This window comes from Oligosphaera ethanolica, from assembly GCF_030814695.1.
Classification (GTDB): Bacteria; Verrucomicrobiota; Lentisphaeria; order Oligosphaerales; family Oligosphaeraceae; genus Oligosphaera; species Oligosphaera ethanolica.
Genome location: NZ_JAUSVL010000001.1, coordinates 1,623,789 through 1,641,952 on the forward strand (window position 1 = coordinate 1,623,789; position 18,164 = coordinate 1,641,952).

General features: G+C 61.1%; 15 protein-coding genes. 12 read left to right on the forward strand and 3 right to left on the reverse strand.

Annotation, left to right across the window (positions count from 1 at the left end; genetic code table 11):
- Positions 1-5 precede the first annotated feature (5 nt).
- Positions 6-2,039, forward strand: coding sequence for an ABC transporter permease (locus tag J3R75_RS05385; RefSeq protein ID WP_307260346.1), 2,034 nt, complete (start codon positions 6-8; stop codon positions 2,037-2,039).
- A 146-nt stretch (positions 2,040-2,185) separates the two neighbouring features.
- Here the strand turns inward: J3R75_RS05385 and J3R75_RS05390 are convergent, their stop codons facing one another.
- The 3 genes from J3R75_RS05390 to J3R75_RS05400 all read right to left on the reverse strand — a co-directional run bounded on the left by J3R75_RS05390 (position 2,186) and on the right by J3R75_RS05400 (position 4,344).
- Entirely contained in the window at positions 2,186-3,142 is a 957-nt protein-coding gene (locus tag J3R75_RS05390; protein WP_307265497.1) for a D-2-hydroxyacid dehydrogenase, read from the reverse strand.
- 48 nt (positions 3,143-3,190) lie between these two features.
- A complete protein-coding gene (locus J3R75_RS05395) occupies positions 3,191-3,466 on the reverse strand; it encodes a DUF493 family protein (RefSeq protein ID WP_307260347.1) in 276 nt (91 codons plus the stop codon).
- 107 nt (positions 3,467-3,573) lie between these two features.
- Positions 3,574-4,344 (reverse strand): hypothetical protein, encoded by a 771-nt coding sequence (locus J3R75_RS05400; RefSeq protein ID WP_307260348.1) that lies wholly within the window; start codon positions 4,342-4,344, stop codon positions 3,574-3,576.
- A gap of 347 nt (positions 4,345-4,691) precedes the next feature.
- Between J3R75_RS05400 and gcvH the strand changes: the two genes are divergently transcribed.
- The 11 genes from gcvH (at position 4,692) to J3R75_RS05455 (ending at position 18,127) form a co-directional block, all read left to right on the forward strand.
- Positions 4,692-5,054, forward strand: a complete 363-nt coding sequence (gene gcvH / locus J3R75_RS05405; protein ID WP_307260349.1) for a glycine cleavage system protein GcvH — start codon at positions 4,692-4,694, stop codon at positions 5,052-5,054.
- Between the two features lie 126 nt (positions 5,055-5,180).
- The gene (locus tag J3R75_RS05410; protein WP_307260350.1) at positions 5,181-6,548 is read left to right on the forward strand and encodes a TolC family protein; all 1,368 of its coding nucleotides are present in this window, start codon (positions 5,181-5,183) and stop codon (positions 6,546-6,548) included.
- A gap of 84 nt (positions 6,549-6,632) precedes the next feature.
- Positions 6,633-7,772, forward strand: coding sequence for a DUF6807 domain-containing protein (locus J3R75_RS05415; protein WP_307260351.1), 1,140 nt, complete (start codon positions 6,633-6,635; stop codon positions 7,770-7,772).
- Between the two features lie 105 nt (positions 7,773-7,877).
- The gene (locus J3R75_RS05420; protein WP_307260353.1) at positions 7,878-8,630 is read left to right on the forward strand and encodes a sugar phosphate isomerase/epimerase family protein; all 753 of its coding nucleotides are present in this window, start codon (positions 7,878-7,880) and stop codon (positions 8,628-8,630) included.
- A gap of 185 nt (positions 8,631-8,815) precedes the next feature.
- Positions 8,816-10,621 (forward strand): glycosyltransferase family protein, encoded by a 1,806-nt coding sequence (locus J3R75_RS05425; RefSeq protein WP_307260355.1) that lies wholly within the window; start codon positions 8,816-8,818, stop codon positions 10,619-10,621.
- A 33-nt stretch (positions 10,622-10,654) separates the two neighbouring features.
- A complete protein-coding gene (gene rlmN / locus J3R75_RS05430) occupies positions 10,655-11,740 on the forward strand; it encodes a dual-specificity RNA methyltransferase RlmN (RefSeq protein ID WP_307260356.1) in 1,086 nt (361 codons plus the stop codon).
- 24 nt (positions 11,741-11,764) lie between these two features.
- Positions 11,765-12,868, forward strand: a complete 1,104-nt coding sequence (locus J3R75_RS05435) for a DUF362 domain-containing protein (RefSeq protein WP_307260357.1) — start codon at positions 11,765-11,767, stop codon at positions 12,866-12,868.
- A 174-nt stretch (positions 12,869-13,042) separates the two neighbouring features.
- A complete protein-coding gene (locus tag J3R75_RS05440) occupies positions 13,043-13,852 on the forward strand; it encodes a hypothetical protein (protein WP_307260358.1) in 810 nt (269 codons plus the stop codon).
- 230 nt (positions 13,853-14,082) lie between these two features.
- Positions 14,083-15,498: a CDP-alcohol phosphatidyltransferase family protein gene (locus J3R75_RS05445; protein ID WP_307260359.1), complete on the forward strand. Its 1,416-nt coding sequence runs from the start codon at positions 14,083-14,085 to the stop codon at positions 15,496-15,498.
- Positions 15,495-16,739 carry a two-component system sensor histidine kinase NtrB gene (locus tag J3R75_RS05450; protein ID WP_307260360.1) on the forward strand — a complete coding sequence of 415 codons (1,245 nt, stop codon included), beginning with the start codon at positions 15,495-15,497 and terminating at the stop codon, positions 16,737-16,739. Before J3R75_RS05445 ends, J3R75_RS05450 begins: the two co-directional genes overlap by 4 nt.
- Entirely contained in the window at positions 16,736-18,127 is a 1,392-nt protein-coding gene (locus tag J3R75_RS05455) for a sigma-54-dependent transcriptional regulator (protein WP_307260361.1), read from the forward strand. The genes J3R75_RS05450 and J3R75_RS05455 overlap by 4 nt, the downstream gene beginning before the upstream one ends.
- Positions 18,128-18,164 lie beyond the last annotated feature (37 nt).

Here is an 18,164-nt window from a genome sequence, read left to right on the forward strand (position 1 = left end):
GTCTTATGCCCAACAACACCATTATTCATATCACCGGCCTGAAACGCCACTACCAGATGGGCGACAGCATTGTCGCCGCCCTGGATGGGGTGCAGCTCGACGTCCATCAGGGCGATTTTCTGATGGTCGTCGGCAGTTCTGGTTCCGGCAAATCGACGCTGATGCACCTGCTGGGCCTGCTGGACGTCGCCAGTGACGGCGTGATGGAGATCAACGGCCGCAGCATGCTCAACGGTGACGACGCGCAGCTATCCGGCCTGCGCAATGAGCACATCGGCTTTGTCTTCCAGCAATTCAATCTGCTGCAGGATCTCAACGTGGTTGAGAACATCGCCCTGCCCCTGGTCTACCGCGGCGTTCCCCGGGCGCAGCGCCAGGCGCGCGCCATTGAGATGGCGGAGAAGCTTGGCTTGGGCCATCGCCTGGATCACAAGCCCAGGGAGCTTTCAGGCGGCCAGCTGCAGCGCATCGCCATCGCCCGCGCTCTGGTCAGCGAGCCGGACATTCTGCTGGCGGACGAGCCCACCGGTAACCTCGACAGCAGCACCAGCGCCGAAATCATGAACATTCTCTACTCCCTGAATGCCCAGGGGCACACCATCATCATGGTCACCCACGATCCCGAGTTGGCGCTTCAGGGCACCCGCAAGATCACTCTGCGCGACGGCAAGATCATTGAGGACTGCCCCGGCAAACGCCAGCCAGCGGCGCCGGTGCAACGTCCCGTAGACCCCCGAGCGCTGCAGCACAAGCGCCGCCTGAGTGTCCTCGACCTGCTGCACATCGGTGTGCAGGAAGGCCTGCTGGCACACCAGATGCGCACGTTCCTGACCATGCTCGGCATTATCATCGGCGTGTCGTCAGTCATCGCCATGTCGTCCTTTTCATTGGGCAGCAAGAAAAAACAGGCCGACCAAATCCGGGCGCTGGGCGCGAACCTCGTGCGCGTGGTCGACAAGCAGTTTGAGAATGAACGCCTGGTGGAGGCGCGGGTGAAGGGCTCGCTGGGATTGACCCGGCGCGACCTGGCGGCCATGCGCCAAGGCATCCCTGAGATCAGTCGCTCGGCAGCCCTGCGCGAAGTCAAGATCAACGTCCTGCACGATCACGGGACACTCAATCCACGCGTGCTGGGCGTGCATGGCGATTACTTGACCGTCAACAACCTCAGCATCCTCGGCGGCCGTTTTTTCGACCATTTTGACGAAGACCGCAGCGCGCGGGTGGTCGTCCTGGGCAGTGGCGTGGCGCGGGCCATGCTGGTCGCCAGGAATGAAAGCCAGGGCAGCAAAGAACCGGTGAGCGACCTCACCAAGTTACTCAACCAAACCCTTTTTCTCGGTGGCACGCCCTATAGCATTGTCGGTATTCTGGCTGACAAAGACATCGATCTGGCGGAGCTGGAAGCGACGAGCGTCAGCGACCCCAATCACGACCTGCTCATGCCGCTGCAGACCCTGCTGACGCGCACGGCCTACCACGATCTGCGCAGCGAAATTGATGAACTGCAGCTGCAGCTGCGCACAGAAGACGACCTCAGCACCGTCGGCCGCGCAGTCAAGGCCATTCTTGGCATCACCCACGCCGGCGTCAGCGACTTCGACCTGGTCATTCCCATGGACCTCCTCAAGCAGAAGCAGCAGTCGCAGCGCCTGCTCGACATCCTGACCATCTGCATTTCGTCCATCTCCATCATCGTCGGCGGCATCGGCATCATGAACATCATGCTGGCGTCGGTGACGGAACGCGTACGGGAAATCGGCATCCGCCGCGCCGTCGGTGCAACCCGGCAGGACATCCTGCGGCAGTTCCTCTCGGAAGCCATGATCATCTCGGTGACCGGCGGCATCTTCGGCGTCATCCTGGCGGCCGTGGTGGTGATCATCACCTGCCAATTCCTCCACCTGCCTATCGTCTTCAGCCTCACCCTGCTGCTGACCGCCGTCGTCGCTTCCACCGCCACCGGACTGATCTTCGGCATCTACCCCGCATACCAGGCCGCTAACAAAAACCCCGTCGACGCCCTCCGCAGCGAGTAGGGACAGGGCCGCACTGATCGCCTGTCTTTTTCGCAGACTGCTCTTCTGTCTTCTGATCGGACTGATCGGACCGATCGGACTGATCAAGTCACCGGATCCGTCGGATCCGTCGGATCCGTCGGATCCGTCCGCGAAAAACACCTCGCCTACGACACCACGTTTTGAGGCTTGCCCTCAAGGAAAGCCCTGATATTGCCGACGGCGACGCGATAGAGCCGTCCCCGTGCCTCGTGGGTCGCCCACGCGTAATGGGGGGTCACGAGGCAATTCGGCGCCGTCAGCAGTGGGCAGTCGGCCGCTGGCGGTTCCTGGGTCAGCACGTCCAGACCGGCCCCGGCCAGACGGCCGGCGTGAAGCGCCGTGGCGAGAGCGTCTTCGTCAATCACGCCGCCGCGGCTGGTATTGACCAGAAATGCCGTCGGGCGCAGCAACGCCAGCGTCTTGGCGTTGATCAGCTTGGCGGTGTCGTCAGTCAGGGGGCAGTGCAGACTGATGAAGTCCGAACTGCTCAGCAGAGTGTTCAGATCGCACTGTTTCAGCCATGCCGGTGCGTCGGCTTTGGGCGAACGCGAGCGGGCCAGGACATTCATGCCGAAGGCGTGTCCCACCTCCGCCACGGCCATGCCGATGCGCCCCATGCCAACGATGCCCAGGGTCTTGCCGGCCAGTTCCGTCAATGGCGCCAGCCAGAAGGCAAAGTCGCGCGACCGACACCATTGCCCCGCCCGCACCGCAGCGGCATGACGCGCGAGCTGCTGACAATGCTCAAGAATGAAGGCAAAAACCGTCTGCACCACCGATGGCGTGCTGTAAGCCGGCACGTTGGTGACGATAATGCCGCGCTCACGCGCCGCATCGAGATCGACAACGTTATAGCCCGTGGCCAACACGCCGATATAGCGCAGACACGGCAGCTGGCTGATCTCACCCCGCTTCAGCGCGGCCTTGTTGGTGAGGACGATCTCTGCGTCGGCGGCCCGCAGCGGCACATCCGCCTGCGAACTACGCTCGTAGATCTCGCAATCCACCCCGAGCGCACGCAGCTCCTGCCAATCCAGATCACCAGGATTCATGGTGTAGCCATCAAGCACGACTATTTTCATCTTCACTACCCTCTTTCATGCGTTGACCGCCGAATGCCGCACACGGCTTCACAGCAGCATCTTGACGCCGGGAATAGCCTCCAAAGCCGTGAACAACGCCAGCATGGTGGCGCGATCCGGCAGCTGGGCCTGCAATTCCCACGACTGGTATTTACCGCTGCTGGACAGCTGCCCGCGTTTGACCACGCCGGCGCCGAGTTGCATGCCGGCGTAGATTTGCTCCACGGCCATGGGGACGCCATCGCCGGGCGCCACGGTTAGCAGCCGTCCATGCCATAACAGGGGAAACTGCAGTTGTTGCTCAGTATGCAGCTGATGCACCACCGGGAACCTCCATAACCATGCCGGGCCCGGCCCGGCTATAATAAAAAATGGCCCACCGGCACGTTTGCCGATGGGCCAAGAATCAACAGAAGCCGCTTAATTTCAGCTTAGTTCTGTTTGAAGAGCTCGGCGTACTTGCTAGCGACTTCCTTGATGTTGTCAGTGGAGATCAGCACGTAGCGCTTGTCAAAGGCTTCCTGCAGATTGCTCGGGACGGGCTTGTCGTCGTAGATGGCGTCGGGCTTGTAGGTGACAGCGGCGACGACCAGGCCACCAGCGATGGCTGCGGCGTACTCGTAGGGGCTGCCGCCGGCGAAGACGACCTTCTTGCCTTTGAGATGAAGCAGACCGCCAGCGGGCAGGCCGATGCAGGTGATGACCATGTCGTAATCGGCATTGGCGTTCTTCAGAATGTCCTGCATGACTTTGGCGGTGTACCAGGTCTCCATCGGAGCCATCATTTCGCCTTCGCCGCCTTCATTGTAACCGGCGGGCAGGGGCGGGAAAACTTCAGCAACGATCTGAATCGCTGAGCCCATGCCTTCTTTCAAGCCATCAAGCAGGGGATTGGGGCGGGTCGCGTCGGTGTTGAAGGGGTCTTTGATGACAATGGCCTTGGCGCCGGAGTACTTCTCAGCCAAGTGCGCGCCAAGAACGCGGGTCTGCACCTTCTGGAATTCAATTTCGCGTTCGCCGGCCTGTTTGCCAGGAGCGCCAGACATCGTGCCAATCGCGCTCCACAAAGCGGCGACGATAGCAACTATAGCGCAAACAATGGCCAAAGGCTGTCCCCAAGTCTTGCCTTCCTTCTGTTTGCTCATGCCAATGAAGGCACCGATACCGGCAATGATCATAACGACGATTTGTGCAATGCTCATTTCTTACTCCCGTTGTTGTGTTGTTTACCCTCGGCCAAGTACTAAAAAACTACTCAACCAAAATCACTAGAAAACTTATCCTTTTCTCTCGAGTCAAAAGCTAACCCGTAACTACTCCTGTATCTTGGTCAGATTGTTTATAGTCCCTCCGCATTTTTACATCATACCGGTTGGCAGAGCACTTGTCAAGCGCCCTAAACTTAAAAAACACCACCGAGTTTCTGGCGTTTTGAACTATTTTCCTGCTGTCAGTTTGCAAATATGACCACGTTCGGTGAATTTACAAGGTCGCCACAGCTCGGGGTGACAGCCTGCTCACACTAGCCATGGACCAGCGGAGAAATAGGATGAAACGCTACAGCAATGAACACCAGTGGGTCGAATGCCAGGGCCGTGAGGCCACTGTGGGCATTACGGCCTTTGCTGCCGAAGAGCTCGGCGAGCTCAATTACGTCGAACTGCCGGCCATTGGCGCGGTCATTGCCGCCAACGCGCCACTCTGCGTGGTCGAGTCGGTCAAAGCCGCGTCGGACGTCTTCCTCCCCGTGACCGGACGGGTCATCGCGGTTAACAGCCGCCTGGAAAAAGAGCCTGGGCTGATCAACAGCAGCCCTGAGGGCGATGGCTGGATCTGCCGCATCGACCAGTTTTCGCCAAGCGAAGTCGAGGCGCTCATGGACGCAGCAGCCTATAAAGCCTTCACGGCCTGATACTCGCTTGAGCCGCCACCGGGTGTGGCAACAAGCTGCCCCACCACGACCACAACTGCATCAGGCCCATGACCGCACCAGCGTACGCACGGCGTGTCGGGGCCGCCACTTTTTGAGATTGAGGACATGACAGCTAAGCTTTCCCGCTTCCCACTTGCCTTCGCGCCGCTACTCCGCAGCCTCTGCCTGGCACAGCTTTTGTTCACGCCATTTCTGCTCACGGCGGCTGATGCGCCGCAGCGTTTTTCGCTGCAGGACTGCATTGACTATGCGCTAGCGCATTCGCCGGTGTTAGCCAAGCAGGACGTAACCGTGAAGAACCAGAAACTCCAGACCGTCATTGAAGAGGCCCGTTTCGCCTTCAACCTCAGCGCTCGTGACAGCCAGGCCTTTCAGGCCGGCGTCAACAGCAGCGAGATCAGCCTGGACAAGGAGTTCCAATCCGGCGTCTCCCTGCGCAGCTGGCTGACGGCGGAACGGGAAAATGGCCGTGGCTTCAGTGACTCGACCTTCGCCGTGCAAGTATCCAAACAACTCCTGGGCGGTCGCACGGCACTGGAAACCAGCTACGACTTAAAGGCAAGCATGGTCGATGAGCTCAGCACCCTGAACAACCTCAATCAGACTCGCCGGCGCCTGGCGCTGGACGTGAAGCTGGCATACTACAACATCATTCAGGCCCAGCAGTCCCTGATGGTCAAGCAGCGGGCGCTGGAGAACGCCCGCCGCAACCTCATGCTGACCCGCGAGCGGGAAAATCCGCTGGACATCCTCACCGCCGAAATCCGCGTGCCAGAAAATGAGCAGGCCGTCAACTCCGCCCAGCGCACCATTGACAACGGACTGGACAGCCTTAAGGAGCGCATGGGCTTCCCAGTTCAGGACGAGCTGGCGATCACCGGCGATTTCAGCTTCGAGCTGCACAGCGTCAACTTGGCCGACGACCTCCACTACGCCTTCGAAAACATCGAGTCAATGCTCAACAACCGCCTGGAAAACCGCAAGCTGTACTGGCTGCTCGACATCCGTGACAGCCAGCGGCTGCCGGACCTCAGCGTCGCGGCAACGCACCGTCAACAGGGCAATGGCGACGGCTTCAATTTCAATGGGCCGGACGAACAGACCGTCACCCTCAATCTCAATTGGGAAATTGGCCGCCGCGCCGACGCCGCCCGCTGGCAGCAGGCCCAGAACCGCATCGCCAACAACCAGCACGACTACTTTATCATCTCCCAGGAAATCACCACCAGCCTCAGCAATTACCTGCGCCGGCTGGATGAAAGCGCCCGGGCCGTGGCTCTGCAGGAAAACCTCTGCAAGCTCCTTCAGCGCAAGGAAGAACTCTACCGCGACCGCTGGGAAAATGGCGAAATCGACATCCTCGAGCTGGTCCGAACCCAGACCGACTTGGAAAACAGCTTTGTCGATCTGATCAACCGCAAGATTGAATATCTGCAACTCGTGGGATATTATGAATTTACCGCCGGCCGTTAAACCCGGTCCTGCCAAAGCCGAATCTCCGACCGTCATTGCGACGGCCGGCACCAGCCCCCCCCATAGCCAGAGGAATTATCCAGCATGACCACGAAGATCACCGTCAAGACCGGTCTGCACGCCCGTGCGCATTGTCCTGTCAGCGTCGCCTGCCCCCTGCCCGTGGGCCAGGCCGTATCGCTCAAAGCCGCCGATGGCACGGTGCTGCCGGCGCAGGTTTTCGAGCAGAATGGCGCCAGCGCCCTGGCCTTCGTCATCGACTCATTACCGGCGAAAACCGAAGTGAGCTACGAGCTTTGTGATGGTGCCGCACCAGTGGCTGGCGTGACGCTCAAGCAGCACGACGAGCAGATTGATGTCCTCTGCGGCGGCGCGCTATTCACCACCCTGCACTACGGCAGCAAATGGGCCAAGCCCTTTCTCTTTCCCGTGATCGGCCCCTATGGCAGCACCATGACCCGTTCCTACCCGATGATTCCTGACGTCGCGGGCGAGCCCAAAGACCACCCGCACCAGAAGAGTTTCTGGACAGCTTGGGGCGACGTCAATGGCACCAACAGCTGGGAAGAGAAGACAGCCTTCGGCACCATCGTCTGCAAAGATGCCCGCATCCTTGAGAACGGCCCGGTGCGGGCGCGCATTGCCCTCAGCTGCGACTGGTTGTCTGAAAACGGCAGTAAGCTCATGGAAGAAGAGCGCGAGTACGTCTTCTACATGCTTCCTGCCAGCGCCCGCGCGGTCGACATGAGCGTGCGTTTCATGGCCACCAATTGCCCGGTGACCTTCGGTGACACCAAGGAAGGCGGCATCTGCTCCATCCGCGTCGCCAGCTCCATGGACGCGTCCGGCGCCGGCACCATCGTCAATTCCTATGGCGCCGTCGGCGAAAGCGAAACCTGGGGCAAGCGCGCCGAATGGTGCGACTACTACGGGCCCGTCCCCGGCGGCACCGTCGGCATCTGCATCATGGACAACCCGACGAACTACTGCTACCCCACCTACTGGCACGTGCGCAATTACGGCCTAATGACCGCCAATCCCTTCGGACTGTCCTACTTCCTGAACGACAAAAAAGCCAACGGCAGCCTCAGCATCGCCCAAGGCACCGGCGTGGACTTCCGCTACCGCGTCCTTTTCCATGCCGGCTGCTGCCAACATGCCGGCGTCGCCACCAAGTACCACGACTACGTCAATCCGCCAAAAGTCACCATCGCCGAAGCTTGATCCCCACAACCGGCCGGCTAGCCGCCGACCGGCAGTACCACCACCGGGCACCAAAACCCCCACCAGCCCGGTGCCCAGCCACCAATCATCAGCAAAGGACCACACATGGCTTACATTCCCATCGCGCTTGAGATGTACTCCGTCCGCAAAGAATTCACCGAGAACCCGCTGGCGACCATGAAAGCCGTCAAAGCCATGGGCTACGAGGGCGTCGAATTCGCCGGCGACCCCCAGTTCACGCCGGAATTCTACGCTGGGCTGCTCAAAGAAACCGGCCTCGTCTGCTGCGGCTGGCACACCCCCTGGGCGCGCGTGCAGCCGGATAAACTGGCCGACACCATCCGTCTCAACCAGGCCGTCGGCAACAAGTACATCATCATTCCCTGGCTCAAGGCCGAGAGCCACCAGGACTGGCTTACCAAAGCCGCCGAAATGAACGCCCTGGCGGACAAACTCGCCCCCTACGGCTTCCGTTGCGGCTATCACAACCACGCCCATGAATTCCAGCTCCTTGACGGCAAGGCGCCGTGGGACAGCTACATGGGCAATACCTACAAACGTGTCGTCATGCAGCTCGACACCGGCAACGCCCTCTCCGGCGGCGCCGACATCATGGGCACCCTCAATAAATACCCGGGACGCTGCCAGACCATTCACCTCAAGCCCTTCAGCAAAGACCCCGACAAACGCTTCAAGCCCATCATCGGCGACGATGACTGCCCCTGGCAAGACATTTTCGCCTTCTGTCAAGACAAGGGCGACACCGAATGGTATATTATCGAATACGAATGCCCGGAGATTCCTGCGCTGGAAGCGGTTGAGAAATGCCTCAAGGCCGCTCAGGCCCTACGTGGCTGAACCGCTGCCGAACTTCCTTGATTCCACCGTTCTGCGCCGGTGCCGGTCTCCCAACCGCACCGGCGCAGTGCATTGATGGCCTCACTTTCTTGCCTCGCCTCACTTTCTTGCCTCGCCTCACTTTCTTGCCTTGCCTCACTGTACCGGCCTCTGCCAGCGGCAGCCGCCCCAACCGACCATGCTCTATGCTCTATATTGAACGCCAGCCATCAACCCGCAGCGTGGTGCTACTCATCGTCCTGACGCTGGTGATGTACCTCGGCTGTCTGACCATCCACGAGCTGCGGGCCAGCGACGAGGCTCTCCACGCCGCCTTCGCTCAGGACATGGTCGCCAGCGGGCGCTTTCTGCAGACCCACCTGCAAGGCCGCCCCGTCCGGGCATTTCCGCTGTATTCCTGGCTGGTCGTGCTCTGTTCCGGATTTCAGACGCCGACCACGCTGAGCGTCCGCCTGCCGGCGGTACTGGCGCTGTTGGGCCTGTCGCTGCTCTGCGGGCTGATTGCGCGGCGCCTCCAAAGCGCCTTTGCCGGCGCCGTAGCTGCCGCAGTGGTATTGACCTCCCTCGCCAGTTTCCGTATTGGCTGCCGTGCCCAGAGCGAAATTTTACACGCGCTGCTGCTCACCGCGGCCTGGGCGGCCTGGTATTACTACGGCCAGCAAGGGAAAAAATGGTACAGGGCTTGGGGCATCGCCCTCGGGCTGGTCTTCGTCGCTGTGCTGGCTGTAGGCGCCAAGGCGCTCTTTTTCTTTTATTTTCCCCTGCTGTTTCTTCATCGTCCCTTCAACATCTTCCATCGTCTGCAGGGGCCGGCGCACGTTTTTACCTTCACTCTCCTGCTGTTGCTGCTTGGCACCTGGCTCTACGTCATCCCAGGCCAGCCCTTCCTGAGCTGGAACACCATCATGGCTGGCGCCAGCGAAAGTGAAAGCGGCACCCGCTTTTTCAGCCATCTGGTCAGTTTCCCCATCAAGAGCATCGTTTATCTACTGCCCTGGGCCTTCTTTTTCTGGTCACCCTTCTGCCTGGCCCTGCGGCAGTTTGAGAATGACAGCAACGCCTGCAACTACATGCGTACGATCATTTTCTGCAACGTCTTCGCACTGTGGCTATTGCCCGGCGCTTCGCCACTGCTGCTGTTGCCGGTGTTCGGGGCCATGGCCATCCTCATCGGAGTGCATTTCGAGATCGTCATCCGCCGTTATCAGCATGTTCTCATCGGCATCCTCCACGCTGGTGCCTGGCTGGCCTTCGCGCTGGCTGCCGCCGGCACCGCCTTCTGGTGCCTGGTCACCACCGGTTTGATCAGCATTGACGATTTTTCGCGACGCTGGCCCGTCTTCTTCGCGGTGGCGCTGCTAATTACCATGTTGCTACTTTGGACTCAGATCCTGGCTCCCGGCAGCAAGCGGACTTTTCGTAGCAGCATTCTCTGGTGTGTCTTCGCCTTCCGACTCGTCGTCATGTTCCTGTATTATCCCCTGGACAACTGGCTCCACGACAGCCGTCGCGCCACCGGCCTGGCACTTGCCGGGCTAGGTCAGCCCCTGCTGGAGCCGGTAACCGGCGTCGATCCCGATACAGCCCTGCCGCCCGAGCCGCCGCCGGCAACGACCTTCCATCAGCTGCGACGGGACATTCCGCGCATTTATCTGCACTCCAACGACTTTTATCAGGTCGAGACCTTCTATCTGCACAAGCCTATCGTCAATATCAGCAATCCCGTGCACGAGCTTCCCACGGATGAAGCGACACTCTACGTGCTAAGTGCCCGCAGTCCGGCCGTGCCCACGCACAACTGGGAGCCCATCAGCCCGGCAGTTGACCCGAAGTTGCGTTATCGCCTGCAGCTGTGCTTCCGGCCGGGCTCCACCCACACACAACAGCCATCGGGGCGTCAGTCCCTCCTGGCCATCCAGCGCGTTCCGGAACGACGCCATCCCGACGCCCCCCCCGCCCGCCTGCAGCTGTTTCGCGGCAGCCGACGATAAGCCCCCTCCCCGCCCCGAGCCAAGGATCATCCCATGCTTCCCTCCATCAAAGACCTCAGCTACGCCGATCTCCGCCAGTGGCTCGCCGAACGGCAACAGCCCGCTTTCCGCGCCAAGCAAATCCAGGACTGGCTGTTCAAAAAACATGCCGTGGACTTCAACGACATGGCCAATCTGCCGCTGGCGCTCCGCCAGTCCCTCGCCGAGCATTTCCGGGCCTTCACGCTAACGCCGCTCAAGACCCAGGAAGCGACGGACGAGACCATCAAGTGGCTGTCGCAACTCGGCGATGGCGAAACCATTGAGACGGTGCTGATTCGTGCTCCCGAACGCGACACGGTATGCATCAGCTCCCAGGTCGGCTGCGCCGTCCGCTGCATCTTCTGCGCCAGCGGCAAACAGGGCCTGGTGCGCAATCTCAGCTCCGCCGAGATTCTTGACCAAGTCATCCTGGCCAGCCGCGCCGTCGGCCGCCTGGTCAACAACGTGGTCGTAATGGGCATGGGCGAGCCCCTGCACAACGTCGACCAGCTGGTCGCAGCCCTGAAGCTGCTGTGTTCAGCTGACGGCCTGGGCCTCGGCGCCCGGCACGTCACTATCTCCACCAGCGGCGTGCCCGCCGCCATCCGGCGCCTGGCCGAGCTGCAGACACCCTGGAATCTCGCACTGTCCCTGCATGCCGTCAACGACGAGGCCCGCGCCAAAATCATCCCGCCGGCTAAGCGCAACCCGCTGGAAGACATATTCGCCGCCTGCGAGTACTACATGCAGAAGACCAACCGCATGATGACCCTCGAGTACATCCTCCTCGATGGCCGCAACTGCCAGCCCGAAGACGCTTCGCGCCTGGTGGACATCGCCCACCGCCTCCACGCCAAAGTCAACCTCATTCCCTGCAACAACGACAGCGGGCCATGCCGCGCGCCCGACGACGAGCTCTGCGAGCGCTTCCTCCGGCTGCTGCTCAGCCGCAAGGTCCACGCCACCCTCCGCCGCCGCAAAGGCAAGGACATCCAGGCCGCCTGCGGCCAGCTGCGCTCACAAGCGCCGGCCGCCGGCAAGGGCTCTGCAGACACTGCCAGCGCAGCGCCGCCCTCACCCGCTAGCAACCGCGAGTAAGCCCCGTTCACCCTTGGAGAATACATGAAAAAGACCGCCGATATTTTCTTTACCGCCTACGGCAGCCAGAATCTCGAACCCCAGAACAGCATCGGCGCCAAGTGGGAACGCCTGCTGGCAGCACTGCCATTGGCCAATATCGCCACTCAGCGCCGCGTCGCTGTCAAGATGCACCTCGGTGGCGGCTACGGCTTTTCCACTGTCCATCCCTACCTGGTGCGCAAGCTCGTCCAGGCGTTGTACGGCGCCGGCGCCGGCGAGGTCTTTGTCTGCGACAGCCCCAGCGCCGTGCGCCATGCCGCCGAACGGGGTTACACCACCGAAACCATCGGCTGCCAGATCGTCCCCGTCGCCGGCACCGCTGACAAATACTTCTACAGCCGGAAAATAACGCCGCCCTACCTGAGCCTGGAAGAGATCGAACTGGCCGGCGAAATCGTCGACGCCGATGCCATGGTGGACTTCGCGCACATCAAAGGCCATGGCTGCTGCGGCTTCGGCGGCGCCTCCAAGAACCTCTCCATGGGCGCCGTCGTCGGCTCCACCCGCCGCAAGCTCCACGCGCTGGAAGGCGGCCTGGACTGGGACGCGGCCCTCTGCAGCCACTGCGGCAAATGCGCCAAGCACTGCCCCAACCACGCCCTGACCTTCGCTGACGACGGCAATTTCTGCGTCGATTACCACGCCTGCAAATTCTGCCAACACTGTATCCTCATCTGCCCGCAGAAGGCCATCACCATGTCTGGCAACGGCTACCAGGCATTCCAGGAGGGCATGGCCCGCGCCAGCGCGGAAATACTCAAGACCTTCGCTGCCGGACGCACGCTCTTCATCAGCCTGCTGCAGAATATCACCGTCTTCTGCGACTGCTGGGGTATGACCACGCCCAGCCTCGTCCCCGACATCGGCATCATCGCCGGCACCGACATCGTCGCCATCGAAAAGGCCGCACTCGATCTTATCCGCAGCGAACATTTCATCCCCGGCAGCCTGCCGCCAGGCATGTCGCTCAACGGCGAGGGCCATCTTTTCGAGCAGATCCACGGCAAAAATCCCTACGTCATCGTCGACGCCCTGGAAGCACTCGGCTGCGGCACCCAAAAATACCGCCTGAAGGAAATTTCCTGACCGGCCAGGTACGCCGCGCCCCACCGCGCCCGCTCGCAGACCACTCGTCGTGGCCCGCGAGGGTCGCAAAAACAATTTTTGCGCGTTTCGCCGTTATATGACTGCGCCCCTCTTTCGACCCGTCGCCACCCTGGCGAAGCCCCTGCGTACAACCGCAACGACGAGGTACATGTCATGGACAAGCAGAAAATCGTTATTGCCCTTATCGCCCTGAATCTATGTTTTGCCGCCTCGGCGCTGTTCTTTTATCTGGACAACAGCAGCTTGCAAGACCAGCTCGCCACCCTCAGCCAAGAACGCGACGACGCCCTCGCCAAGATAACTGCCGCAGACGAGGACCGAAAACTCCTCCAGGCCCGCCTCAACGCCATCGCCAACAACGGCGATACGGAAAACGACGAGAGCAACGAAAAGCTCATGAAACTCCTGGAACAGAAGGACAAGGACATCGTTGCCCTCAAAGACGCCCTCGCCAGCGCCGACCAGCAACGCCCAGATCAACCCGAACGCCGCCGCCCCGACCGCGGCAACGACCGCCGCGGCAACATGCAGGAACGCATGGAACGATTGCGCGAAGAAGACCCCGAACGCTATGAACAAATCATGGCCTGGCGAGACAATGCCCGCAAACAAGCCGAAGAGCAACAACGCAAACGCGAAGACTACCTCGACAAAATTAACACCGCCCGCCTCAACGACGCCCAGCGCGAAGCCGTCAATGACTACCGCGCCCTTCTCCAAACCAACCACGAACTGGCACTCAATGCCATGAATGGCGATATGGAAAGCGGCCGCGAAATCTGGGAAAACCAGCGCGCCATCACCGAGCTCTCCCAATCCGTCCGCGACATCCTCATCGAACAGGCCGCCGGCAGTAAAGCAGCCGATGAAATCAAGGCCATCCTCGACATCACCAACACCGCCCCCGCCGGCTTCGGCGGCCGCGGCGGCTTCGGTGGCGGGCCCGGCGGCGGGCGCCGCTGAACTACCCGAACCGCGCCGCGCCACCCAGCCCCGATCCGCGCCGCGGGCGATCGTCCTCCTCCCCTCCGGCAGCCCGGCATCACCGCCCCCCCCGCGACGCCGGGCCTTGTCTTGCCCGCCGGCAGTACTGTCATCCCTGCCTCTCAGCTGGAAAATTGGCCCTCCGGGTATTATATAAATGCTTTTGACGCCGCGCCTAATTCAGCTCCAGCCCGAAAGCATTTTCCGTTATGACGACATTCTGGCTCATTACCGCTATTGTCCTCCTCATGCTCGCTCTGGAGCGAATAACCGTCATTGGCGTCACGCGCAATCCCCGCGGCCGCGCCTGGGTGCGGCGTTTTCCCCTCCTGCACCCGAACGCCATTTCACTCATGCGCATTCCCATGGGGCTGATCAGCATCTGGCTGGCCTACCGCGGCAACTGGCCCGGCGCCATCCTCTGGTTCGCCTTCTGGATGATCACCGACCTCAGCGACGGCACCATCGCCCGCAACTGCAGCCTCATGACCGAATCCGGTAAGTGGCTCGACCCCCTGAGCGACAAGTGCATGTACTTCCCGCCGCTTATCTACTTCTCCGTCGGCAGCACCATTTCCACGCCCATCAATCCCTGGCTGGTCGGCACTTTCCTGATCATCGACACCCTCGGCCAGGCATCGCGCCTCATCTCGCAGAAAAAAGCCGCCAATTCCTTCGGCAAGGCCAAGACCGCGCTGACAACCATCCTGCTCTCTGCCATCGCGCTTAATCAGATCGACCCCTTCTGGCTCATCACCCCGCCATTCGTCAACGCCCTCGCCTGCGCCTGCGTGATCCTGGCCTTTCTGTCCTGCTACTGCAAGGTCATCCCGGACATCTGGTACGCCAATTCATTCACCTTGGCCAATTTCCTCTGCGGCATCGCCGCCATCATCCTGGCCTGGCAGCACAAATTCATCCTCAGCCTGGTCTTGATCTTCCTCGGCCAGTTCTTCGATCTCTTTGATGGCCGCATGGCCCGCAAATACGGCTCGACCAAACGCGGACCGGTCTTTGACGACCTCGCCGACGCCACCAGCTTCGGCCTCGCCGTCGGCTGCATCATCTTCTTCTGCCTGGCCAACTACGAAGAACTGGTGCCGCCATGGGCCGCCCTCACCCTCGCTGTCTTCTTCGTCGCCTGCCTCATCTACCGCCTCTACCGCTTTCTCCATCCCACCAAAGATATGCCTGGCGGCATCTTCCAGGGCCTGCCCTCGCCCGCCGGCGCCATGCTGGCCGGATCGGCCGTGCTCATCGCCCGTAACCTCGAACACCCCTATTTCGGCCTGGGTGCCGCTGCCGTCGTCCTCCTCACCAGCGTGCTCATGATCTCAAGCGTCCCCTACCGCCATTTCGCCCGCAGCATCTGGCCATGCATCCCCCGCGGCGCCAAGCTGCTGCTCTGCATCCTCATGCTGGTCTTGACCCTTATCGCCATCACCCACAAAATCTATCGCAGCTCATTCATCTGGCTCTGCCTCGTCTCAACTGTCATCTACACCGTCGCCGGCGTCGACCGCCGAAAACCCGAGGATATCGCCGCTCAAGATCAACTCGCCAACTGCTGCGACGACGGCAGCGGCAGCGACAGCACCGCCAACGCCGGCAATCAGCGCCCATGAGCAACCCGCAACCGGCCTTCGCCATGGACCACAAAAGCAAAAATTTCTACGACCGCCTCGTGGAGCGCATGGACCGCCTGGACCCGTCCAGTCTCCAGACCTACCTGCTGCGCCTGATCAACGAAAAGGGCTTTTTCGAAGGCATTTTCAACACGATCCGCGAGGGCATCATTGTCATTGACAACAAGCTCAAGATCCGCTTCGTCAACAGCGCCTGCGAGACGCTCTTGGGCATCGGTCCCAGCGATGTCGATCAGTACATCGGCCGCTTCATCAAACATCTCGACTGGGATGAAATGCTCAGCGCCGACCCCAATGCCTGGGGCAACTTCTCCCGCCGGGAAATGGAAGTGTTCTACCCCGAACACCGCTTCTTGACCTTTTACATCATGCCGGTCGCCGAACGGCCCGACATGGCTAAAAGCGGCCTGCCACTGGCCACGCTCATCTTCCACGATGTCACCGACGTCTGCCTGGCCAACGAGAAGCACGTCGAAACCCAGAAGGTCAAGGCCATCACCCAACTGGCAGCCGGCGTCGCCCACGAGCTGGGAAATCCCCTCAATAGCCTCGGCATACACCTCCAACTCCTTCAGCGCGCCCTCAGCAAAAACTCCTCAACCGCACCTGAGTTAGCCAGCGCCGCCGAACACCTCGCTATCGCCAGCCAGGAAGTCCGCCGCCTCGACGGCATCGTCAAGAACTTCCTCAACGCGGTGCGCCCCGTCCCCCCCCAGCTACGGCCACTGGACCTCCACCAACTCCTGGCCACCGCCATCGGCTTCATGCGCCAGGAAATCGAAGACAAGAACATCCAAGTCGATATCAGTTTTCCCGATAGCATTCCCAGCCTGCTTGGCGATCGCGACCAGCTCACCCAGGCGTTCTTCAATATCGTCAAAAACGCCATCCAGGCCATGCCCGACGGCGGCCAGCTGCATATCGCCTGCAGCGTCAATGACCTCTACGTCAACCTCAAATTCGTGGACAGCGGCCGCGGCATCAGCGAACAGGAACTCAGCCGCATTCTCGAGCCCTACTACAGCACCAAGAACAGCGGTACCGGCCTCGGCCTGATCATCGTCGACCGCATCGTCCGCGCCCACGGCGGCGAACTGGCCATCGAAAGCCAATCGGGCCGCGGCGCGGCCTTCACCATCAGCCTGCCACGGCAGGCCCGCGTCACCCGCCAGCTCCAACAAAGCCCGCCCCCTCAGCCCGAAGACAATCCGCAGCCATGAGCCTCGAAAAACCCCTTATCCTCATCATTGACGACGAACGCAATACCCGCGAAGGCCTGCGTGGCGCCCTCGCCGACCAATACGAGGTGCTCCTCGCCGAAGATGGCCTCCGCGGTCTCGCACTGCTCAAAGAACACGCCGTCGACATCGTCCTCACCGACCTCCGCATGCCCGGCCTCGACGGCATGGACTTCACCCGCAAGGCCGCCAGCATGGAAAACCCGCCCCTCATCATCATGCTGACGGCGTATGGCTCCGTGCAGACCGCCGTCGAAGCCATGAAAATCGGCGCCTACGACTACCTCACCAAGCCCGTCAATCTCGACAATCTCGAAATGATGATCGCCCGCGGCCTGGACACGCTCCGCCAACGCGCCAATGCCAGCGATGAACGCAACAGCCTCGGCAACCGCGATGGCCTCGACGCCATCATCGGCAGCTCCAAACGCATCACCACGGTGTTCGCCGCCGTCCGCCAAGTTGCCGATTCACGCTCCACCGTGCTGCTCTCCGGCGAAAGCGGCACCGGCAAGGAACTCTTCGCCCAGGCTATTCACCGGCTCAGCTCCCGCGCCGACAAACCGTTCATCGCCATCCACTGCGCCGCCCTCAATGAAAACCTCCTGGAAAGCGAGCTCTTCGGACACGAAAAAGGGGCCTTCACCGGCGCCAATGAACGCGTCATCGGCCGCTTCGAAAAAGCCGACGGCGGCACGCTGTTCCTGGACGAAATCGGCGAAATCACCCCGGCAACACAGGTGAAACTCCTGCGCGTACTCGAAAGCCGCAACTTCGAACGCGTCGGCGGCGGCAGCACGATCACGGTAGACGTGCGACTCATCGCCGCCACCAACCGCGACCTGAAAGCCATGGTCGACGCCGGCACCTTCCGCGAAGATCTGTTCTACCGTCTGAATGTGGTGAATATCGCTCTGCCCCCCCTGCGCGAACGGCACGAAGACATCCCGCTCCTACTGGATTTCTACCTCAAACGAACTGCCCGTGAAAACAACAAGGCCATCGACGGCTTCAGCCCCGAAGCCGTCAAAGTCCTCGACACCTACGACTGGCCCGGCAATGTCCGCGAACTACGCAACTGCGTCGAACGCATGGTCGTTTTCGCCCGCGGCAGCACCCTCACCCTCAACGATGTCCCCGAAGACATCCGCCAGGCCGTTGGCGAACAGCTTTCTGGCACCAACGACCATCACGGCGATGCGCCCGCAACAACCACGACCGCCGATCCGCTGGACATCAAGGCCAATGAAAAAAACCTGATCATCCAGGCCCTCGCCGAATGCGGCGGCAACCGCTCACAGGCGGCCATCAAACTCAATATTAGCCGCCGCACCCTACACCGGAAACTCAACGAATACGGCATCCAGTGAGCCGATAACCGACAACTACATAATGTCGATCGGACCG